Consider the following 21542-nt stretch of genomic DNA (forward strand, 5'->3'; position numbering starts at 1 on the left):
CAGTCGGCCGACATGCGCAAACGGGCTTCTCAATCCTCTTCGAAACGCCGCGAAGCACGCTCCCGCCGAGCCAATTCGCGACGCCCGCTGACGCTGCAATTGTTGGAAACCCGCCGCGTGATGGCCGCCGGAATTCCTGTGGGAGCAACGACTTCGGACACGGCGGAGTTCTTCCTTGGAAGCATCACCGTCACGCCGATCTTCCTCGATTCGACCGGCCAAACGGATCCCAAGACGCAAAATTGGACCGAGGGCGAGATCGATGCGGTGATGTCCGAGATCACCACCGGATTGAACTGGTGGGTGGACATGTTGGACCAAATGAACACGGTCCACACGTTGGAATTCGTGATCGACGACACCTACGCGCAGAATCCACTGCAGATTCCCACCGAGCCGATTGATCGCACCAGCAATCACTACAGCAGTTACGTCGGGCAATTTTTGGACGACGCCGGCATCCCTTCCAACATGACGTTGGACGAAGGCATGTTCGCCTTCAACTCGTCCCAGCGAGAAGCGTTCGGCACCGATTGGGCGTTCTCGCTGTTCATCAGCGATTCCTCCGATGACCAAGATGGTTTCTTTGCCAGCGGCGGATCGTTCCGAGGCGCTTTTGCCTTCCCCGGCGGTTTGTACATCATCGCTCCGTCGACTCGTCCAGCCCGAACCTTCGCCCACGAAGTCTCACACATGTTTTGGGGATTGGACGAATACGCGGGAGGCGGAACGTACTCGCAGAGCCGCGGCTACTACAACACTCCCAACGACAACGCGGAAGACAACCCCGCACCGGGATTCGTTCAGCAACCCAGCATCATGGCCGGCGGCAACAACCTGGTGAACGGATATCAGAATTACGAATCACCTGCGACCACGTTGGCGATGCTCGGCTGGCAAGACACCGACGGCGACGGGATCTTCGACGTGCTGGACGTGCCACTGAATTTCAGCGGTTCAGGCCACTTCGATTCGCAAGCCAACCGGTTCCATTTCGAAGGCTCGGCATCCTCCGCCACACTGATCAACCAGAATCCATCCGGGCCGCAAAGCGACATCACGCTGAACCGGGTTTCGGAATTGCAGGTGTCGATCAACGGTGGCGAATGGACCACGTTGGAATCACCAGACACCGCGACCGCCGAGTTCGATCTGCAGTTTGATGTCACGCCATCGATGACCAGCGTCTCGCTTCGCGTCATTGACAATACAACCGGCGTGACCAGCGAAACGTTGACCGCCACGCGTTCTCGCCCTTTAATCGCCGACGCGCCCGTGGCCGGCTATGTCTTCCTGGACGACAACGGCGACTCCTCTCGCAGTGAATTCGAAACGCTGCTTGAAGGAGTCCAATTCGAAGTGCTCGCGTCCGATGGCGGCGCACTACCCAGCGGAACCTTTGACATCGACGACGTCGCACTCAACACGGATGTCCCGCCGGTCGACGGCATGACGTTCCGGGCGATGGGCAGCAACGTCAACACGAACGTCCAAATTCGCGACGAAAACGGATTGAATGGCGAACCGATGATCCACGTGCTGGATCGCAACCTGAATCGCTGGTGGCCGGGGCTCGATTCCCGTTTGGGTTTGGAAGTCGAATTTGATGAGCCCGTCGGGCACTTGGAAGTCGACATCATCGGTTTGCACGACGACAGCTACGGCCGCGTCCAAGCGTTCGACAGCCAAGGCAATTTGCTGACGCGAGTCACCACGGACATTCGAAACACACCTAGCGGTTCGCTCGCCGAGGGCGAAACTTCCACGTTGGTCTTGGAGGATCCCGAAGCTCGCATTCACCGCATCGAGATCGCCGGACACGCATCAACGTCGATCGCGGTGCTCGGTGTGCGACACGGCATGGAAGCAGAAATCGTGACCGATGCCTCGGGTGCATTCACACAAACGAATTTGGCGGACGGGCAGTACCAACTTCAGTGGCAACCGACTCAGGTGATCCACTCCATCACGAACACGACCATCACCGTTTCGGGTGGCGAAATCGTTTCGGGAGTGAACCTGAATGGCGGCTTGGCTGAGATCGCTGCGACGCGGGTCGACAGCCCACGCTACAACACGGACCTGGGCGAAGACGTCAACGGCGACGGTTCGATCACCGCACTGGACGCACTGCAAGTCATCAACGATCTGAATTTGAACGGCGACCGTTCGCTCACTTTCAATGAGACCTCAGGCCCGAAAATTGACGTGTCCAACGATGGCGTCATCTCGGCCTTGGATGCTTTGCGAGTCATCAACAAGCTGAACGAACTGGATGGCAACTCCGAACCAGCCGGCGAATGGGTTGCCGACAACGGTGACAGCATCGGTGGCGGCGACGAAGGTGGCTCATTCCAATCCACCACTCAATTGGTATCCGCCTCGTCCGACGTGCTTGCGCCGCAGTCCGAGTCCGCTTTTGGGCCGGCACGAGACGCCATCTTCCGCGACGACGAAACGCTCGGCGAAATTCTCGGCGTCGAACAAAAGCTCATCGCAGCGAACGCCTAGCGGACACCGCTTTTGCGGAACGAAAGGCGATCGCGTTCCCACCCTGCCGCATTCCGTTCCCTCGCCACTCGATTCCCGCCAACACACCGACCCACCCGAAGACTCACGCGGCGATTCTCTAACCAACCCGTGAATTTTCACCACCATAAGTTTGCGACAGACAGTGCGAATGTATAGGCTATGGCGTTTCACCCGCCCACAATCTCGCCTTAAAGCACGCCATGAACGACCGTCGTGACTTCCTAAAATCGTCCACCGTTGCCGCCACGCTGGCAACCACCGCTCTCTCCAGCCAACCCGCATCGGCAGCGCCCGCGGGTAGCAACGAACGCATGCGGATCGGCTTCATCGGCCCCGGCGGTCGCGGTTTTGGCGCCCACGTCAAATCGCTCTGCAAACATCACGAACAAGGCCGCAAGATTGACTTGGTAGGCGTCGCGGAAGTCTTCGAATCGCAACGAGACAAAGTCGCGGACCACATCGAAAAAGCGACCGGTACCAAACCGGCCAAGTACGTCGACTACCGCGAAATGATCGAGAAAGAAAACCTCGACGCGGTCTGCATCGGAACCCCTGACCACTGGCACCATCGCCAAACCATCGACGCTCTCGAAGCCGGTCTGAATGTCTACTGCGAAAAGCCCATGACCAAGACGGTCCAAGAGGCTTTCGATGTGGAAGACAAATGGCGGGCGAGCGGTAAAGTCATGCAGGTCGGCGTTCAGTCAACCAGCTTGCCCGTATGGGATGAAGTCAACGCGTTGCTGCGGGAAGGCAAACTCGGCAAGGTCCTCGGGTTCCAAACCGAATACTTCCGGAACTCCGATGTCGGCCAATGGCGTTACTACAAACTCACGCCTGACATGACTCCCAAAACCATCGATTGGAAACGTTGGTTGGGAACCGAGCACGACTTGGCCGAGGACATGCCATTTGACCGCGAAGTCTACAAGCAATGGCGTCGCTTCTGGCCCTTCGGCAGCGGCATGTTCACGGACTTGTTCGTCCACCGCACCACTTCCATGTTGAAGGCAACCGGATTGCGAGTTCCCGGCCGAGTCACCGGTGCCGGCGGCGTGTACTTGGAATACGACGGTCGTGATGTGCCCGACGTGGCCACCGTTGTCGCCGACTTCAACGAAGGCGTGCAGGGCCTGATCACCGCCACCATGTGTAACCAGGAATCTCGCGTCAATCAGCTGATTCGTGGTCACTATGGAACCTTCACCTTCGGCAATGGCGAATCCTTCGACGGCTTCGACTTCATCCCTGAACGTGGTCCCGTGACTCACGTTCGCCAAGACGCCGAACGGATCAAAACCAATCCCGTCGACAACACGACCATGGCTCACTTTGCCAACTGGTTGGATGCCTGCGAAGCCGGCGACCCATCGTTGTGCAACAACCAACCCGACCTCGGTGCGGCCGCGATGTCCGTGGTGAACCTCGGTGCTCAAAGCTACCGCAAAGGCAAAGTGTTCTTTGTCGATGAGGATCACAACATCTCGGATCAAGACCCAGGCTGGGCCGCGAAATGGGAAAAGCGTTCTGCCGAAGGCGGACCGGTAGCTCACATTCCAGGTTGGAACGCGGGCGATTACGGAAGCAAACAACGCGATCCTGACTACATGGAATACGGCGGGCCTTGGATCGACGGTAAAGATCCAGCGCAAGGCTGATCAGCCACGCGGTTGGCAAAAGACCGCTTCTCACCAACGTCAGAACGGGCAACAAAAAAACGGGTCGCAAACGCGGCCCGTTTTTCGTAGGTCAATTCGTAGAATGCCGTCGCGTTGACGCGAACCGATCAGGCAACGCCCAAACCAGCTCGTAGCTTTGCCAAATGTTCGGGCACCGCTTCGAAGGCGTCATCGTCTTCGTACTCCAGCACGACGTAACCTTGGTAACCCGCGTCGCGAAGGATCTTCCCCACACGACCGTAATCCGCTGGCGAACGCTCGCCACTGGGCGATTTCGTGAACGGCTTGACTTGCACGTTCACCGCATAAGGAACGCAAGCCTGCAAATCCTCGTACGGATGATCGGACTCAAAGTTGCCGGTGTCCAAATTGATTCCCACCCACGGGGAATTGATCCGATCCATGATTTCCAACATCTGATCCGCAGTCAGGCGACCGTGGTTTTCCACCCCCAAAAAGACGCCACGTTTGGCCGCGTGATCAGCACACCGCTGAACAGCCTCGATCGCTTCATCCATTCGCGCTGGTGACTTGGCCAATTGAGCCGCCGTGCCGGCAAAGAACCGAATGTGCGGAGCCCCTAACGTGGATGCCAAATCGATCCATCGCATCGCGTCGGCGATTTCTTGGTCGTAATGTTCCCCTTTGCCAACCGTGAAGTTGTTACCGATGGCGGTGCCGCTGATTTCGATGCCTCGCAGGAACGCTTGGCGACGAAGCTCCAACATCGACGCTTCGGAGGGAAATCCGTCTGCCTCGGGCGTCATGAAGTACGCCGTCAGCTCAGCAGCCTCAACGCCCATTGCGACGCAGTAATCCAAAAAGTCGATCTGCGTCAGACCCTCGCTGACGTCGCGTCGGAAACTGACGCCATCCGGGACGCTGCGATGCTTTTGCTGCTTTCCCTTCATGTAGCGATAGAAAGGACGCAGCGAATAACCTGCGATGCCGATCCGGAAGCGAGGCGGTCCAGACCGTGGAATGGGTGGACGACCCAACGCGGGCAAACTCGCTGCTCCCAGACTTACCGCCGATGCACCAGCAGCGAATTTCAGCCATTCGCGTCGCGACGCGGATGAACTCAGGCCTTGCGTTCGGCCAGCAACACTCGGAACAGAGACAGCGGATTGGATTTGTGGCATCGAGTGACCTGGATGGGCAATTCGTTGAGCAAGTCGTCCATGTTCAGATCCGTTCGCCAACCCAAGTGCCGAGTCAGGCTTCCGGCGGAATCGACGACTCGAGCGATCAACGGATTGGGGCTGCGGAAATGATTGATGACCAGGATTTTACCACCTGGACGACACACCCGCACAAGCTCACGCATCATTCGGTCGGGCCGAGAGACAACACTGATCGTGTGAAACGACGTCACGAAATCAAAGCTCGCATCTTCGAATGTCAATTCTTCCGCGTTCATCGGCTGAACCGAAATGTGGTTCCACTCGCGCTGCTCGATCAGATCCTCCGCTTCGGCCAGCATCGATTCGCTCAAATCCACCCCCGTCACATTCGCGTGATGCGGGTAGGAATCCAACGACAAACCGGTACCGACGCCCACTTCCAAAACTTTGGCCTGAGCCGGAATGTTCAGAGCAGCGACATTACGAAGAATGCGGCGACGTGCGACTGCTGGCCACAACGCTTGGTAGGCCGGAACGAGATTGTCATAGAGCTTGCTCTCGTGAGGCTTGGGCTCTTTTCCGCGTTTCTTATTCGCCGCAACGTCGCTCACTGGCTCACCTCGTTTCCGCCCGCCCTTGTCTGCCGAAGACTGCTCCGCAGAAGCCTCACCGACCGAACCGGCGTGAATCACGTCCTCCCCGATCTGGGAATTCGCATTCGGCGTTTCATTTCGATGTGACTCGGGATCCAACTTCAACATTTCAACTTCGTCCTCAGCTAGTCGACTGCCTGCCTGACCCCGAACATTCCTGATCGAGAAACGGTCAACGCAACCGAAAATGAACTTTGAATCACCAAAGAACCGGTTTCGGCAGCCAACAGCAGCGTGTTGACCCAACTTCCGTCTGGTTCTCTGCAGTTTCGCAGATTTCAGGCCAGTGTCATGCCTGATCTGATACCTGGAGCCCAAAACCAAGCGAATTTTGCGCCGCAATTACATGAGTTCTTCTTCTAGCAAATGACAGTACGCGTCGTAGCGTCGGGCATCAATCCGAGCGTCCGCAACTGCGTTTTTTACGGCACAGTCGTCTTCGGCCAGGTGCAAACAGTCCGGATAACGACAACCGCTCACGTAAGGCCGCAAATCCGGCATCAATCCCGCCACTTCGCTGGCCGAAATATCCCAAAGCTGGAATTGCCGTATCCCAGGCGTGTCAAAAACCGCCCCGCCGCTCTGCAGGGGGATCAACTGAGACGCCGTGGTCGTGTGTCTACCTTTGTTGTTGTCCGTGCTGACCGCACCGATCGCCAATCCGAGCCCTGGCTGAACCGCATTGAGCAAACTGCTTTTGCCCACGCCGCTTTGGCCCGCCAGAGCCGTTTGGCGGTTTTGCAGCAAGGCTCGGAGGTACTCGATGTTTTGCCCCGTTTCGGCTGAAGTCGGCAAAACGCGGTAGCCCATTGACGAATAAACGCCAATCAGTGGTTGCAAATCAGCCAAATCGACCAAGTCAATTTTGTTGATCACAACAATCGGTTCGATCTGACACTGGTGGGCTGTCAAAATCATTCGGTCGATCAACGTCGGTTTGATCCCAGGTTGCTCGGCGCTGGCGATGATCAGCATCGCATCGATGTTTGCAACCAGAACATGTTGCCGGCCGCGACTGGTACGGCTGATCATCCCCGTCCGTGGTTCGACCCGTTCGATCATCCCATCCGCTTCGGACTTCAGCGACACGCCGTCGCGAGATTCGGCTCGAAACCATACCCGATCGCCCGCAACGATCACGTTGCGTTGGCTGGTGCTCAACGATTTCAAAACCTGTCGCACGGCGCAGGCATACAGCACGCCGTCGTCGCCCAACACTTTGCTTTGCAATCCGTGCACACTCAGCACGCGACCATGCAGCAGCTTTTCTTCATCCACATCCAAGTGAACATGCATGCCCGCCGCGGAATCCGGTGATGCGTCGGCACCGTGAATGGTGCGTTTGCGGGTCAGTTCGCCTTTGCCGCTGAGCCGTTCGGATTGAACGGCGTCATCCACCTGCGAAGCATCTTCGCGAAAGTCGCGGGTGAAATCCCCGCGACGGACGCGTCCTTGGTGCTTCTTGCGAAAGTTCGCTCGAAATTTACCGCTTCGCTTTTTCGCCAAGGGTCACTCTTCGCGTCGAGCGGAGGTGTTGGCGGCGCGTTCGGCGGCACCCTCAGGAGCCATGATCTGTTCGACCTTGCCTTCTTCGTCTCCCAATCGCTTGTGAATCGAAGGTCCGATCAGCTCGGTCAATTCCATCTCGCTGAGTTCTTCCCGATCCAACAACGCGCGAGTGATCGTTTCCAACTGCCCACGATGTTCGCGCAGCAACTGCTCGGCTTTTTGGTCGGCTTCCAACAAAATCCGAGCGACCTCCTCATCAATCAGTTCTTGCGTGTGTTCACTGAACTGACGTTGCTGATGAATTTCGCGACCCAAGAACGGATCCTCGTCCGTGGTCTTGTAACTCACCGGGCCAATCTTCGGACTCATACCCCAGTGGGTCACCATCCGACGAGCGATGCTGGTGGCACGCTCCAGATCGTTTTCCGCACCGACACAGGTCTCGGTGTAGATGATTTTCTCCGCTGCACGACCACCCAGCAGAACAATCAACTGGTGCTCGAGTTCCTTCTTGCTCATGCTCAACCGATCTTCGTTCGGCACGTACTGAGTCACCCCCAACGCGCGGCCTCGCGGAATGATCGTGACCTTGTGAACGATGTGCGAACCTTCCAAATGCCACGCGGTCAACGTGTGGCCGGCTTCGTGATACGCGGTCTTTTCTTTCTCGCTATCGAGCAAGACCTCTTCACGTTTGGCGCCCATCAGAATCTTGTCGCGAGCGTAATCAAAATCGCTCATCTCGACGATCTTCTTGTCATTGCGAGCCGCCCAAAGAGCCGCCTCGTTGACCATGTTGCGAATGTCGGCTCCGGTCAATCCAACCGTTCCCGCTGCCAATCGATGCAGGTCAACGTCGTCGCCCAGTGGCACATCGCGAACGTGAACCTTGAAGATCTCTTCGCGACCTTTCATCGTCGGCCGTCCAACGGTCACGTGACGATCAAAGCGTCCGGGACGAAGCAACGCTGGATCCAAAACGTCCGGCCGGTTGGTCGCCGCAATCACGATCACCGCGTGAGCGCCGCCGAAACCATCCATCTCACCGAGAATTTGGTTCAGCGTCTGTTCGCGTTCATCGTGTCCGCCACCCAACCCAGCACCACGTTGACGCCCCACCGCATCGATCTCATCGATGAAGATGATCGATGGTGATTGGTCCTTGGCGGTCTTGAACAAGTCGCGAACTCGGCTGGCACCGACACCAACGAACATCTGAATGAATTCACTGCCGTTGACGCTGAAGAATGGCACCTCAGCCTCACCCGCGACGGCGCGAGCCAGCAACGTTTTCCCAGTTCCCGGAGGTCCATTGAGCAACACGCCCTTGGGAACCTGACCACCGAGCTTCTGAAATTTCTCGGGCGTCTTCAGGAAGTCCACGATCTCCTGCAAGTCCGCTTTGACGCCTTCCAAACCCGCCACGTCGTTGAACGTGATGATTTTGTCCGTGGCCTCAAACTTTTTCGCGGGGCTCTTGCTGAATCCCGATAGGAATCCGCCGCCCATCATGTCGTTCCGCGTTCGGCGGATCATCATGAAGATGAAAAAGAAGATCGCCAGCGGCAAACCAACCAACACCAGCAAGTTCAGCAGTGCCGCCGTGTTGTCCGGCGGAGCAAACTCCCAATCTTCGATGTTTCGCTTCTCAAGATCAGCCGCCAATTGAACGGCGTAATCCGAACCGGCCGGGCGAGTGAACTTGAACCGCTTCAGCAATTTCTCTGCTTTGGCGTCCCCGTCCGCTGTTTCGCTTGTGGGTGCATCGGGTCGCGTTTTGAACGTCCCGTAGACTTCGATTTCGCCGATCCGCACCGACTCGATGTTGTTCTTCTCGAGTTCGCTTCGGAAGAAGCTCGCGGAGATCGTCGAGGATGGCTCCGGTTGATTGAAAAACAGCATCGCGGCCAACACCGTGATCACCAACGCGATGATCAGCGGATTGCCCCCGCGGCGTCCCGTCGAGACCTCTTCGTTCTTGGACTTATCCGAAGAGTTCGATTCGGAATCCTTTTTCATACCGTTTTATCCTCAAATTTCGCTTTTCGTTGGCACTGGCGAATGCTCGCAATCGCCCGCCTGTGCAAGGAGTGTACCGCGAGGGCGGAAAGTTGACTAACCGGACCGAAACGCGAATTTTGGTTGGGAAAACGCTCAGGCACTGATCGGATGATCCGAGGTCGGCGAGTCATCGCATCCAACCCAAAATTCGCTTCCAAACGATTCCCCCGCCGCAGCCACGTGTCCGCAACCGTTTCCCGTTTCCCGGCGGGAAGCTTCGTGACACGGTTGAGTCAGTCCTTTGATACCGAATATCCGGTCCGGCGGTTCACCGGACCCGCCCCGTCGAAATGGCAGTCTGCTAGCTGCAAGATCTGCCATCGACGGCCAGACGCTGCCCGTTTTCGCCCTCAACAAAGCCCATCAAACCAGCGTGGACAACGCCGCGAAGGTGAAATCAACCTTCGACCTTGTACAGGTGATTCTTCGTTCGCAGCAACAGCCCGTCTTCGAACGGTACCGGACTGGCAACTGTGAACTGTTCGTCGTCTTCGACTTCGTTCGTTTGCAACAACTTGGGCTCCGCATCGCCGGCGATGTTTTCAACCACCGAGGTGACCCCCGCCTCGTCCGTGATGTACAAGCGGTCGCCGACAATCAAAGGCGAACTGCTATAGCTGGCTCGGGTTCGCTCCAACTTAGTTTGCCACAACGTTTCGCCAGTTTCCGCCGACAAAGCGTAGAGCGTGCCTCGGTCCTGTTTGCCGTCTGACATGACATAAACCACACCGTCTTTCGCTGCCGGTGTCGGAACGTCCGATCCCACGTCATCGCGTTCCCAAAGAATCGCCGCCTTGGCCGCCGCAGCATCTTCGCCTGCCGCGATCAACGCTTCCATGTCGACGCCCGTCAACGTTCCGCCTCGCGAATAGGGACAGGCAATCACATTGCCCGTGATGACCGGTGAAGCGATCGAGCGGTAATACTTTTCCTGATTCGGATTGAAACCGCCCAGCGTTCCCAGACGCTGACCGGTTTTCGCATCGGTCAGCGTGAGGTGGTCCGCTCCCATCACGGCGACGACTTTTTTACCGTCAATTTCCGTCGCCAAAGGTGTTGAATAGCTCTGAGCGGCCTCCTCCGGAGCCGGCACCATGCGGTCGTCCTTCCACGCCATCTCGCCTGATTCAATGTCAAAGGCAACGATGTAGCTCGGCCCGGTTTGCATCACGGCCACCACGACCAAACCATCGACGATCATGGGGGACGATCCCAAGTCCCACCACAAGGTGTCTTCGCCAAATCGTTCCTGCAGGTTGGTTTTCCAAACAACCTTTCCGTTCAAATCACAACACGCCAAATCACCACTTCGGAAATAAGACACCACGTGCGATCCATCAGTCACCGGTGATGGGTTGCTGCCGCTACCTTTGCGATGCTTGTTGCCGCGGTCTTCGCCGAGCGACGTTTGAAAGGTGATTTCCAACGAATCGAGATCGATTCCGAGCAGATGGTTCTTGCCGTCCACACCGCTGGTCAAGAAAGCCCGGTTGCCAACGACGATCGGCGTGCTCGCGCCGCTGCCGGGGATCGTGCATTTCGTGGTGTCCGCTTCGGACCACTTCACGGGATAGTCGCCACTGGGAGCAACCCCCTGTTGCGTTCCGCCTCGCCACTGCGGCCACACGACCTGGGCGTTTTTATCGGACGCAACCGATTCAGCGGCTTGGATTGCATTGGATGCAAACGCAGCAATTCCAAAACAACTGGTCAGCAAGGTCCAACGAACAAACGAAAGCGATGTCGGAAGGTGGGCGTCGGACATCAAGTGTTCTCCACAGAGAGGGCGGAAGGAGATGGGGTGGGAAACCGCCATTGTGAAGCACCCGGCGAGCAAATGAAAGCACGCCTGCCCTCGCCCTTTGCGAATCGCGTGTTCACACGTCGTGAATCACAAACTCGGACTGCTGATTCACGTCTCGCTCGTTGCACGCGATTTCGTGCAAACAGTTCACTGAGCGAGTTCACTGCGGTCGATTCAATTCGCCCAATCAGCTCAGTTCATGCCTGGTCCGACTCAACGCCGGAAAAGGAAGAACGATCCGTTGTCTGCGACTTGGAACAATGGGTTGCGATAACGTTGCTTCGGTCGCGTCACGCCGGGACGGAAAGCGAATCCCAGCGAGATGTTCCACCCTTCGGACTCGTTGGCATCCAGTGGCGTGTCGTCTCCCGGAGAGAAATACGCCGAACCGAGCAACAACGACCAATTGGTCTGTAGCGGGATCTCCATCTCGCTGCCCCAGATGAAATGTTCTTCGCTGGTGCCACCTAAGAACGCGGTCATGTGACCAGTCGTTCCCATGGTGCGGCGATAAAACGCTCGGTATTGATCGACTGGTTCGATGACTTCGGTGCTGGTGAAACCGCCGGCTTCCGTCGTGACGGTTTGATCCGTTACGCCAGCCATGAACTGGAATCCAAACTCGTGACAAGCCGAGGCTTTCCAGCTCAGCTCTCCTCGCAGTTGAACCAAATCACTTTGGTAGTACCAATCTTGGTTCATGTAATCGACCACCAAACCGTACTGCAATCCGTAGTCGACTCGACGGAACAAACCGCCGGTGACGAAGACTTGGTGCATCCGGCCGCTGGTGAATTCTTCTCCTTCTAAATTGGTCTGGGTTGCGCGAACACCAAGTTGAGCCGACAGGTCCAGCCCCAACCAATTGCGAAGATCACGACCTTCGTTGAATCCTTGATAAAAACCAAAACTGCCACTGCCGCGCCGAGGCTGTCCGTTGGCGTCCAAAGCGGGGTAGTTCATCGGCGATTTGAACGCTTGCGAACCCGCGAAGAAAGAAAAACGACTCCAGTCGACTCGCAAGATCGGCAAGAACAATGGAAAGCAATCGATCTCGGCACCGCCGCACATTCCATCGCAACCGCCATCACAAAAGCCACTGTCGCAGAAACCGCTGTCACAACCGGACATCAACTGGCCACTGCAAGCATCGCAACTGCAAACACCATATTCTTCCAAACCACAACCAACCTCAAATCCGCAGCTGGCTTCCATTCCGCACCCAGGACCGCCAAGGACGCCGCCCGAAGCACATGCCGCACAATCACATCCGCCGTCGACGAAGCTGACCGGCTGAACCGAACCGTTCATCGGTTTCGCAACAGGCTGTTTCACAGGCCTCTGTTTCGCGATTTGCCTTTTGGCGACAGGCTGTTTGGCCGTGCGAGAATCCGGTTGCCACGCATTGGTGGCACGCGAATTTTGCGCGTGCGATGTGGGAGCAGGACGACTCAGGTAAATTTTGTCGGCGGCCGCCAGTGGCGATTGTGTCACGGTCTGTGAAACGGTCGCTGCAGCCAGAATCGCCAATGGCAGATGGCCAGCAATCAGGCACAACAATCGACGGGGAATGGTTATCATGAGACGTCACTGCCGGAATAGGAACATGGAACCTTCTTCTTATCGGACGTCACAACCCTCCTCATGAATAAATCTTGCGCAACCGGAACCATCGCCATTTCTTACCTATACCCACAGCGTCCTGCCCGAAGAAGTTTCACGGCCTTCCAATCGATCACCTACGTCGCATTGGCGGTTGCTTTGGCTGGCTTTTCACCGTCGGTGCGGGCTCAGGAAACTGAAGCGGCGACCTCAAACGAACTGCCAGACGATTTCTGGACGGAGGTCGAATCGCCTGTCTACCCACGCGGCGCGGTAATGTCCGCGGACTCATTGTTCGTCGTGGATTCGGATGCTCCCGGCGTATGGAAAGTCGAGTGGCCAGCAACCGAGGCCAGCAAACCCGTTTTGCAGGTCACCGGTTCGCGATATCTTCGGAAAACCATGAATCGCCCGTTCTGCGCCACGCCTCATCCCGAGTCGGGTGTCTTGGTCGGTGACGCGGCGACTCGCGAAATTTATCATGTGACACCGGATGAAGATGGTCCGGCAGGTCAAAACGCAAAGCCTCTGAACAATGGCTTTCTCGGCATCCCAATGGCTCTTACCGTTTCACCGGAAGGAAAAACGATTTACGTGGGCGATGCCGAACGTCGCGCCGTGTTTTCACTTCCCATCGACGGCGGCCAGCCTGAATTGGTCGTGCGAGTGAACGCTCGCGGTTTAGTCTTTGATGAAGACGGAGGCTTGTGGGCGGTCACCCCCGATGCGGAGGCGGTGGTCAAAATCGATGTCGAAAACAAATCCAGCGAAGCCGTGGTCACCGAGCGGCCTTACGGATTTCCCGGCGGCATCGCTTGGCACGACGGGACGGGCTTTGTCTCGGACGTTTACGGCAAATGCGTTTGGACCTTCACGGCCGACGGCAAAACGGAAAAGTGGTTCGAAGGCGATCTGCTGAAAGGCCCCGTCGGAATGAGTGCAACCGCGGACGCCGTGATCGTTTCCGATCCGAAATCCAAGCAGGTCTTCCGCATCGATCGCGAAAGCAAAGAAGCCACGCCGCTGTTTGAAGATTGAACAATCAACGCTGCGTAAGAAGCTTCGCGGATCGAAGTTCAATTCGTTTGGAAAGGCTTCGGCTCGATCGTTTCCAAGGGACTGTCATCCCGAGCGAAGAACATCAGGTGCTGCCAAGGCAACTCGTTGTACTCACGCACCAACTTCAAACCTGACGCTTCGTACTCTTTCATGATTTGAGCCTTCGACATTTTGTGCAAAGGCTTGATCGGCACTTGGGGGTCTTCCGCGCGGTATTCCAACAACGCGATGACGCCATCCGATTTTAGCGATCGCCGGATGTTCCATAGCATCGACTCAGGATGCGAAAACTCGTGGTACACATCCACCAACAAAACCAAGTCGACTTGGTCGGCAGGCAAATTCGGATCGTCCACGGATCCGAGAATCGGCTGAATATTCTCAACCTTGTTGCGAATCATGTTTTGCCGGAGCTTTTGCAACATCTCTCGCTGAATGTCCACCGCCAAGACGGTTCCGTCGAGCGATTCATCACTGGCCGGATCAGTTGAAGCTGCTTCTTCGGATTCGTCCTCTTCCGATGCGTCCTCGCTCGCGGGCTTCACCGCCACCGCGCGAGCCATCGGAATGGTCCAGTAACCATTTCCGCAGCCCAAATCCACGATGGTCATGCCGGGTTTCAAACCCAAACGCTCGAACGATTCTTCCGCGTTTTCCTCATCGTTGCGTTCGGGTCGCACCAGCCACCCCGCCCCGAGGTGAGACATCGGCTGGGCCACGATTCGGCCCATGTAAGTTCGACGAGCCTTCTCCACCGGACGCGGTCGATCGCCGTCGTTGGCCTTGGCCGGATTTGATCGCTCTTCACCAGAAACCTCGGCCGATTCGGAATCCGTGACCGCGGTTTCCTGCCCAATCGCCGCGCCCGGGGCAAACGAAAACTGCAACGCCAAGACCGCAATAAGAATCGCCGTCCAAACGGCAAAAGAAGTTTGCGTCCGCATGTTTGTTCCAATCAAAAAGTTTGTCGCCGCGGAAGAGAGTGGCTGGCCTGTTTACTCCATCATAGCCGAGAAGCGTTTCGCGACCGCGATTTCGTGATCCAACACAGAATCAATTTGCGGTGGCTGAACGTGGCAAACCACGATTCGCGGACGACTGCATGATTGAGCGGCGTAGCGTCGCTTTTCGAGTCAGTCGTCTTCGCTGATTGCCAACTCGAACTTTGGCTCAAACGCGTTTTCGAAGTCATAGACGTCGTCGAAGTCTTCTCGCCGATCGCTTTCGCTTTTTCGCATCTGCTCAATGCGGATCAAGTTGTATACCAATTCGCCAAAGTCGCTGGTGCTTCGCAGGCCCCAGTTTTCCAGCACCATCTTGGCCAAGTATCCAAATTGGTCGATTGCATACAGCCGGCAGGCTTCGCAAAGCTGCTGGCCCGTCAGGTGTCGCGGCGTATCACTGTTGGGATCATCCGTCGGGCCAAATCCTAACGGCCCGATTTGCTCCAAATTCTCGTGAGCGAATTGCAGAGCTTCGCGGATGAACTGGTACGCCTCGAGCTTGTATCGGGTGTCGTCTCGCAGGAGGTCCTGCATGGCTTTGACGGGAGAAGGCATGGCGGAGAATCGATGAATGAAAGGGTGTGATTCCGACGGGTCAGCGTTTGCGTTGTTTGGGGGGATCCCCGCTTCCGCGTTTTGTCACGCTGACCACATCAGCCGCCGGAATCATAACGCGTCGATGGTCTTCGGTCTTGACCACTAATTGCTGGGCTAAGATGTCTTGGGCCAAGACCTTCGCCGCACCGTCTCGCGTCAAAATCTCGCTTCCGACGGGCGGCAATTCCTCAGCCATGCTCTCGTACGTATCAAATTCGTAACGCAAGCAACACTTCAGCCGGCCGCAGCGGCCCGAGATTTTTGCCGGATCCAACGAGGCTCGTTGCAACTTGGCCATTTTCATGGAAACCGGCGGCATCTTGCTCAGAAAACGACTGCAGCAAACTTCCTGACCACAATCACCGTAATCCGCCAGCAACTTTGCCTCGTCTCGGATCCCGATTTGCCGCATTTCGATCCGAGTTTGGAATTCTCGGCCGATCAATTTCACCAATTCGCGAAAGTCGATCCGACCGTCGGCAACGAAATAAACGACGACTCGTTCGCCGCCCAGAAGCCGCTCGACATCCACCAATTGCATGGGGAGCTTCAGCTTCTTGACGCACTCGTTGGCAGTGTTCAGGTCCTTCCGCGTCATGTCCGACATCTGGGACCAATCACCTCGGTCCGTGGCATCCAACCGGCGAATGATCTTTCCCTGAACCGGTTCCGACTTGCCTTTCCGCGGGACCTGATTAACCGCTTCGTCGGTCGCTTCGCAGAGAACCGTCGCGATTTCAGTCCCTCGGTCCGTGCGAACCACGACTTCATCGCCGTAACGAAACGGCTCGCAAGCCGACATCACGCCCAGCAGACGCATGGAACCGTAACGGCAAACATACCCGTCCGAAGGAACGCGTCGTTGACCAGATGCGGTCTCTTTCGGCGAACTAGCATCCACAGATGGTTCGCAGTCAACAGGATCGTTGGTGGACGCGGGGGAAGTATCGATGGGACCGTTGAACGTCGAGGTTCGGGAAAACCGTTCGACATCGCTGCCGAAAACACGAGCGTGCAAACCATGATTGAGAATGCACGCCTCGTGATTTTAACCTGCAAACCGTCCGTTTGACCACGAGTGCTTGATCATGTCCGCTTAACCAAGCGTGCTCGGGTCGCGGATAGGGCGTTCGAAGGCCGGCTGTTCTTTGCTTCTTCCGTCGAAGCATTGATGGAGGCCGGAAGGACGTGGTTCACTTGCGAACGTGCTTCAGTGCCAACAAGCAATACGCGGTGACCAGTTGGCGATCGCCCTCCATCCAACGTTCTGCGTCCCGGTTGACCCACGATCCGTCTTCTTGCTGAACCGACTCCAGCTTGTCGACCAAGTCGGCTCGCCAATCACGCGAGCCCGAATCGGTGGTTTCAACAACTTCCAATTCCGCCACATCCAGTGCTTTCGCAAAGGTGTGGTAATAGTAGTACTGACCTTGTGCTCCCATGCCGGGGTTGTTGTCCAGCGTGTAGTGCTTGCGAATGAAATCCAGCGCCGCGTTGACCCGCGGATCATCCTGAGTCAGTCCCGCATAGATCATGCTTTTCAATCCGGCGTAAGTCATCGAACCGTAGCTTCGCAGTCCACCATTGGCCGATTCGCCCGCCTTGCTTTGGCCGCCAGCCGCCGGCGTGTAGTAAAAGCCGCCGTCGCCGATCTTGTCCGCATGATCCGTGTCGTTGCCTTCTTGCGGCAGGTTTTGCGTCCGGCTGACGAACATCAACGCCTTTTGAATCGACTCATCTTGTGCGTCCGTTCCGAGATCGCGGAGAGCTTCGATCAGGAAAGCCGTGTTGGAAAGATCGGGTCGGGAATGGCTGCCGTAGCCGGCGCCGCCATAGGCCGTGTCGCTCGGTTTGGCACCTTCTTCTTCGTCCCACTGGATGTCTTTGAGGAACGCTTTGGCACGATCCAGTTGGCTATCGTAGCGTCCGTCTTCGTTGGCTCGGTTCAACGCCATCGCTGCCGTGGTAGTTTCGTAATTGCGATGTTTGGAACCCGTCGCATAGATGCCGCCATCGGGTTGGACCTTGCTTTCCAAATACTTCAACGCTTTCGCGATCACCGGATCTGCCTTAGCGGCCTCGGGACGATGTTCCAAGATTGCTCGAACGCAGAGCCCTGTCACCGCCGCACCGGTTTCGCCGCTGAAGGCACCTTCGTCGCTTTGGCCGCGAGTCCGCAAAAATTCGATCCCGCGATCCACCATTCGATCGATTCGTTGATCCATCGAAGCGGAAGCAACCGAGGACGACGCGTCTTCCGCCCAGACGCTCGTTGGCGTGAGGCCAGCCAGACAAGTGGTTGCCGCGAGCAAAACACCAAGACCAGCGGGACGGAGCGATCGAGCGGTTGTGAGAACGATGCGTTCGAGAGGCATCTCGGGTTCCTATTGAATTGGGAATGGAAGAGCTTGCGATGGAAGCAACTTGATTCGAAGAGCAGATCGCGGTGGTTCATCAGAGAAATCGCGAAATCTGCTTCGAAAGAGGCGTGCGAAAACCAGACCAATGATCCAAGGCACGCCAACTTCAATTGTCACCACTCCCCTGCCCTCAATCAATCATCCGCCCCATCCAACAACCGATCAAAAAAGCACCGCCTTAGAACAAATCCCCACCACCCTCTTTCCATTTGGTGCCACCCACCATTCATTGACACGTCCAACGCTCTCGTTACCATCTCACTGCTTCTTTTTCTCTCGCGGTGATGCATCCATGCCACGACCTCAACGATCCGAACAATTTGACTCGGCCGAAGTTTGCATCGTGCACGTCGTCCAACGCTGCGTCCGTCGGGCTTTCCTTGCCGGAGTCGATTCCGAAACAGGCGCGGACTATTCGTTCCGCAAAGAATGGATTCGTCGCCGTATGGAGGCATTGGCGTCGGTTTTTGCAATCGATGTGCTGTCCTACGCGGTGATGAGCAATCACATGCACCAAATTCTCCGCAACCGTCCTGATATTTGTCGAACGTGGTCGGATGAGGAAGTCGCTATCCGCTGGCTGAAAGTTTTCCCGGGACGCCGGATGGATGACCACCTAGCCGAACCGACGGACAACGACGTGAAAATGCTGGTCAACAACCAGGAACGATTGGCGGAAATCCGTGGTCGCCTATCGGATATTTCGTGGTTCATGCGAGCCTTGGCAGAACCCATCGCTCGCATGGCCAACAAGCAAGACAAATGCACAGGTCGTTTCTGGGAAGGTCGATTTAAAGCTCAACGGATTGTCGATGAAGCAGGGTTGCTGGCGTGCAGCATGTACGTGGACCTGAATCCGGTCCGTGCCGCGATGGCATCGACTCCTAGCGACTGCATCCATACAAGTGCCTACGACCGCATGGAAGCGAGAAAGGGCCATCGAATTGAATCAGCAGCGTTCGAACTTCAACCCAACTCTGCAGAAGAAGCCGGCAGAGAAATCCGCGAAACTTCAGTGGATCAACTCGCCGCGAAACAAAGACGCAAGAAACGCAATCCGACAGGAAGACGCATTCCACGTGATGGTTGGCTGAGTCCTCTGACGCTTGCCGAAGACCAACTGTCCAACAGCCCACTTGCTAATTCGGAAGGAATCCGAAGCAGTGACCGAGGCTTCCTGAATCTTGCGTGGTCCGAATACCGGCGTTTGCTCGAATGGACGGCAAATCAAAAGGGTGGTTCAACATCCTATGATGTACCGAAGCCGCTTTCTCGCGTTCTCACTCGAATTGGTTTGGAGCCCAGTATGTGGAGAGAACTCGTATGGAACTGGCAAAGATACTTTGGCAAAACGGGACGCATCGGGCGGCCAGATTCACTTCGTAACGACGCCGAGCGGTCCGGTCGCCATCACCATCGCGGTCAGTCCGCTGCCGCCACGTGCTTTACATAGCCGGAAAGCACTTCTGCTTCTTCAGGGCTTCTTCGATTCTCGAGTGAGTTGTGCAAGCCGCTAGGACTTCTGCACGCCGATCCAGCAGTCACTACGAAGAGCGTTTGTTGTGTGCGGCACCGGAAGCTGCAACTTGTGCAATCTTCGCACTCCCTAACAATTTCACCAGCACTTTTCGCGCAGTCAAAGTCGAACTTTGATGTCGATTTGGGGAAAATCGTCGGCGGTCCAAAAAACAGATGGTGGGTGGCACCATTTGAAGAGAGTAGACGTCTGTGTAGCAGCATAGAGCTACGACTTGGTGCAGCGGTAGATAAATGCGGGAGGCATGTTCTTCCAGACCGTTGGGCTGCGATGGACGGACGGAAACGCTTGATGCAACTTCTTTGAAAACCGCTGGCCAGCAGGCAACACGACTCCCTGCCAGTAAGCAAACGTTGCGAATTGGCCGCCGGGAGCCAACACGTCCAGCGTGGCGTTCAGAATGCCATCTTGCAGACTGTCAGGAAACGACGCCCATGGCAAACCACAGATCACCGCGTCAACCTGTTCGATTTGCTGGTCCCGGCACAAATCCGCCACACGCTCCGCGGATTCCTCCAGCACCGTCGCCGAAGGACAACGCCGACGCGTGATCGATGCCAACTCAGCGGAACGTTCGATCGCGAAAAATTTGGCGTCCTGATGCAGGGAAGCCAAAATTGCCTCGGTGAAGACGCCCGTCCCAGGACCAAACTCGACAACCCCCCGAGCCGACTCCCAGTCGAACCATTCGACCATCCGCCGGACCAATCCGGGACTGCTGGGCCAGATCGCTCCCACCTGCGTCGGACTACGGGCGAAGTTTCTCAGAAAAGTCCAAGCTCCCCCCGAAGAACCAGGTGTGTGGTCGTGCGGCGCGGTGGTGTGATTCGATTCCGCTGACATGCAAACGTTGCTTCCAATACGAACAGAAGTTTGCAGTACGATAGTGATAGCTCTCTACTTTGACCATCACGTACCACGCCACGACATGCGTCCTCCGAACGATAACTCGACCGATCGTCAAACTTCGGACGAATTCAACATGACGCCGATGATCGATGTGGTGTTCCTACTCATCATTTTCTTCCTCGTCTCCAGCCATCTTGCTCGCCAGGAACATCGACACGCAGTCACGCTTTCGAAATCAAACTCCGCACTTCAAACCAGCATCGGCGAATCCATCGCAATCGCAATCGACCATCAAAACAAAGTCTGGATCCGAGGACAGCAAATCGACATTCCAGATCTCAAAAACTACCTGAATGGTCTTCACAACCCGTCTTCGCCCGCCATTCGGTTGAGAGTCGATCGCCAGGTCGGCTACGCAGTCGTAGAAACGGTTCTGCAATCGCTGCACGATCTTGGAATACGAAACGTTTCGATCGCGACTTTGCCTCAGCAACCCAATACCTAAACGAAATCGTTCGCATTCAACCGCCATTGTCGAAAGAGCCCCATCGCGGCGCTGGCATCCATCACCGGCATCAAATGGAAATCGATGAAGCGTCCTCCCACTTCAGTCAGATCGAACCGCAACATTGGCATGACTTCGATGATCGATGTCGTGTTCTTGCTGCTGGTGTTCTTTGTTTGGACCAGCAGCTTCGATGCTCCTGAGAAAGACCTTCCCGGCAACATTGCGATTGCGACGGATGCCTCGGTCAGCACTTCAGAATCACCCGATCAAGTCACTCAATCGATTGAGTCCCCCGTCTCAGAGCTCTTGCTACGGATCCAAACGACGAGCTCGTCGAACATACAATACATGCTTGGGACGACTTCGCTTGCAACCTTGAACGAACTTCAGAACCGGCTGTTTGCAATCGCAGAACTGGACCTTGCCCCCACGATCATCGTCGATCCTGATGATACAGTCACGATGGCACAAACTATCGAAGTGCTGGACCTGCTGCGCACCAACGGATTCACAGACTCCTTCCTGGCCGTTGAGCCATCCGCACCAACACCCTCGATGTGACCTGTGAAGTCGCATCCGACGCGAATCTTAGACAGGCAGTGAC

At 56.3% G+C, this 21542-nt stretch carries 17 protein-coding genes; 6 read left to right on the forward strand and 11 right to left on the reverse strand.

Features of this window, described 5'->3' with window-relative positions; translation table 11 throughout:
• Window positions 1–12 precede the first annotated feature (12 nt).
• Window positions 13–2511: a dockerin type I domain-containing protein gene (locus LOC70_RS11380; protein ID WP_230253696.1), complete on the forward strand. Its 2499-nt coding sequence runs from the start codon at window positions 13–15 to the stop codon at window positions 2509–2511.
• 221 nt (window positions 2512–2732) lie between these two features.
• A complete protein-coding gene (locus LOC70_RS11385) occupies window positions 2733–4190 on the forward strand; it encodes a Gfo/Idh/MocA family protein (RefSeq protein WP_230253697.1) in 1458 nt (485 codons plus the stop codon).
• A gap of 128 nt (window positions 4191–4318) precedes the next feature.
• Here LOC70_RS11385 and LOC70_RS11390 read toward each other — a convergent pair whose 3' ends face one another.
• From LOC70_RS11390 to LOC70_RS11415, 6 genes are all read right to left on the reverse strand, one after another.
• Window positions 4319–5353 (reverse strand): sugar phosphate isomerase/epimerase family protein, encoded by a 1035-nt coding sequence (locus tag LOC70_RS11390; RefSeq protein WP_230253698.1) that lies wholly within the window; start codon window positions 5351–5353, stop codon window positions 4319–4321.
• Window positions 5293–6096, reverse strand: coding sequence for a class I SAM-dependent methyltransferase (locus LOC70_RS11395; RefSeq protein ID WP_230253699.1), 804 nt, complete (start codon window positions 6094–6096; stop codon window positions 5293–5295). Before LOC70_RS11395 ends, LOC70_RS11390 begins: the two co-directional genes overlap by 61 nt.
• Before the next feature lie 234 nt (window positions 6097–6330).
• The gene (rsgA, locus tag LOC70_RS11400; protein WP_230253700.1) at window positions 6331–7494 is read right to left on the reverse strand and encodes a ribosome small subunit-dependent GTPase A; all 1164 of its coding nucleotides are present in this window, start codon (window positions 7492–7494) and stop codon (window positions 6331–6333) included.
• Between the two features lie 3 nt (window positions 7495–7497).
• On the reverse strand, window positions 7498–9516 hold the full coding sequence (gene ftsH, locus LOC70_RS11405) for an ATP-dependent zinc metalloprotease FtsH (RefSeq protein ID WP_230253701.1): 2019 nt from the start codon (window positions 9514–9516) through the stop codon (window positions 7498–7500).
• Between the two features lie 439 nt (window positions 9517–9955).
• A complete protein-coding gene (locus LOC70_RS11410; protein WP_230253702.1) occupies window positions 9956–11323 on the reverse strand; it encodes an outer membrane protein assembly factor BamB family protein in 1368 nt (455 codons plus the stop codon).
• Window positions 11324–11575: 252 nt separating this feature from the next.
• The gene (locus LOC70_RS11415) at window positions 11576–12943 is read right to left on the reverse strand and encodes a DUF6666 family protein (protein ID WP_230253703.1); all 1368 of its coding nucleotides are present in this window, start codon (window positions 12941–12943) and stop codon (window positions 11576–11578) included.
• Between the two features lie 63 nt (window positions 12944–13006).
• On the opposite strand from LOC70_RS11415, the gene LOC70_RS11420 reads away from it, so the two are divergent.
• A complete protein-coding gene (locus LOC70_RS11420) occupies window positions 13007–14002 on the forward strand; it encodes a hypothetical protein (protein ID WP_230253704.1) in 996 nt (331 codons plus the stop codon).
• A gap of 38 nt (window positions 14003–14040) precedes the next feature.
• On the opposite strand, the gene LOC70_RS11425 is transcribed toward LOC70_RS11420, so the two are convergent.
• The 4 genes from LOC70_RS11425 to LOC70_RS11440 form a co-directional block, all read right to left on the reverse strand.
• Window positions 14041–14967: a class I SAM-dependent methyltransferase gene (locus tag LOC70_RS11425; protein WP_230253705.1), complete on the reverse strand. Its 927-nt coding sequence runs from the start codon at window positions 14965–14967 to the stop codon at window positions 14041–14043.
• Between the two features lie 189 nt (window positions 14968–15156).
• Window positions 15157–15582: a Minf_1886 family protein gene (locus LOC70_RS11430; RefSeq protein ID WP_230253706.1), complete on the reverse strand. Its 426-nt coding sequence runs from the start codon at window positions 15580–15582 to the stop codon at window positions 15157–15159.
• Window positions 15583–15622: 40 nt separating this feature from the next.
• Window positions 15623–16642, reverse strand: a complete 1020-nt coding sequence (locus tag LOC70_RS11435; protein WP_230253707.1) for a PSP1 domain-containing protein — start codon at window positions 16640–16642, stop codon at window positions 15623–15625.
• A 175-nt stretch (window positions 16643–16817) separates the two neighbouring features.
• Entirely contained in the window at window positions 16818–17999 is a 1182-nt protein-coding gene (locus LOC70_RS11440) for a prenyltransferase/squalene oxidase repeat-containing protein (RefSeq protein WP_230253708.1), read from the reverse strand.
• 337 nt (window positions 18000–18336) lie between these two features.
• Here LOC70_RS11440 and LOC70_RS11445 point away from each other — a divergent pair, with 337 nt between their 5' ends.
• Window positions 18337–19497: a transposase gene (locus LOC70_RS11445; RefSeq protein ID WP_230253709.1), complete on the forward strand. Its 1161-nt coding sequence runs from the start codon at window positions 18337–18339 to the stop codon at window positions 19495–19497.
• Between the two features lie 291 nt (window positions 19498–19788).
• Here the strand turns inward: LOC70_RS11445 and LOC70_RS11450 are convergent, their stop codons facing one another.
• A complete protein-coding gene (locus LOC70_RS11450; RefSeq protein WP_230253710.1) occupies window positions 19789–20424 on the reverse strand; it encodes a class I SAM-dependent methyltransferase in 636 nt (211 codons plus the stop codon).
• Window positions 20425–20509: 85 nt separating this feature from the next.
• Between LOC70_RS11450 and LOC70_RS11455 the strand changes: the two genes are divergently transcribed.
• Window positions 20510–20935, forward strand: coding sequence for an ExbD/TolR family protein (locus LOC70_RS11455; RefSeq protein ID WP_230253711.1), 426 nt, complete (start codon window positions 20510–20512; stop codon window positions 20933–20935).
• An 84-nt stretch (window positions 20936–21019) separates the two neighbouring features.
• On the forward strand, window positions 21020–21499 hold the full coding sequence (locus tag LOC70_RS11460) for a biopolymer transporter ExbD (protein ID WP_255715981.1): 480 nt from the start codon (window positions 21020–21022) through the stop codon (window positions 21497–21499).
• Window positions 21500–21542 lie beyond the last annotated feature (43 nt).

The sequence above is a fragment of the Rhodopirellula halodulae genome (assembly GCF_020966775.1).
Classification (GTDB): Bacteria; Planctomycetota; Planctomycetia; order Pirellulales; family Pirellulaceae; genus Rhodopirellula; species Rhodopirellula halodulae.

Bases quoted from the DNA above. Each gene is read 5' to 3' on its own strand.
- LOC70_RS11440 (WP_230253708.1), bottom strand. From the start codon at position 17,999: ATGCCTCTCGAACGCATCGTTCTCACAACCGCTCGATCGCTCCGTCCC.
- LOC70_RS11410 (WP_230253702.1), bottom strand. From the start codon at position 11,323: ATGTCCGACGCCCACCTTCCGACATCGCTTTCGTTTGTTCGTTGGACC.
- LOC70_RS11450 (WP_230253710.1), bottom strand. From the start codon at position 20,424: ATGTCAGCGGAATCGAATCACACCACCGCGCCGCACGACCACACACCT.
- LOC70_RS11380 (WP_230253696.1), top strand. From the start codon at position 13: ATGCGCAAACGGGCTTCTCAATCCTCTTCGAAACGCCGCGAAGCACGC.
- LOC70_RS11455 (WP_230253711.1), top strand. From the start codon at position 20,510: ATGCGTCCTCCGAACGATAACTCGACCGATCGTCAAACTTCGGACGAA.
- LOC70_RS11385 (WP_230253697.1), top strand. From the start codon at position 2,733: ATGAACGACCGTCGTGACTTCCTAAAATCGTCCACCGTTGCCGCCACG.
- LOC70_RS11460 (WP_255715981.1), top strand. From the start codon at position 21,020: ATGAAGCGTCCTCCCACTTCAGTCAGATCGAACCGCAACATTGGCATG.
- LOC70_RS11420 (WP_230253704.1), top strand. From the start codon at position 13,007: ATGAATAAATCTTGCGCAACCGGAACCATCGCCATTTCTTACCTATAC.
- LOC70_RS11445 (WP_230253709.1), top strand. From the start codon at position 18,337: ATGCCACGACCTCAACGATCCGAACAATTTGACTCGGCCGAAGTTTGC.
- LOC70_RS11430 (WP_230253706.1), bottom strand. From the start codon at position 15,582: ATGCCTTCTCCCGTCAAAGCCATGCAGGACCTCCTGCGAGACGACACC.
- LOC70_RS11390 (WP_230253698.1), bottom strand. From the start codon at position 5,353: ATGCCACAAATCCAATCCGCTGTCTCTGTTCCGAGTGTTGCTGGCCGA.
- LOC70_RS11415 (WP_230253703.1), bottom strand. From the start codon at position 12,943: ATGATAACCATTCCCCGTCGATTGTTGTGCCTGATTGCTGGCCATCTG.
- LOC70_RS11395 (WP_230253699.1), bottom strand. From the start codon at position 6,096: ATGTTGAAGTTGGATCCCGAGTCACATCGAAATGAAACGCCGAATGCG.
- ftsH (WP_230253701.1), bottom strand. From the start codon at position 9,516: ATGAAAAAGGATTCCGAATCGAACTCTTCGGATAAGTCCAAGAACGAA.
- LOC70_RS11425 (WP_230253705.1), bottom strand. From the start codon at position 14,967: ATGCGGACGCAAACTTCTTTTGCCGTTTGGACGGCGATTCTTATTGCG.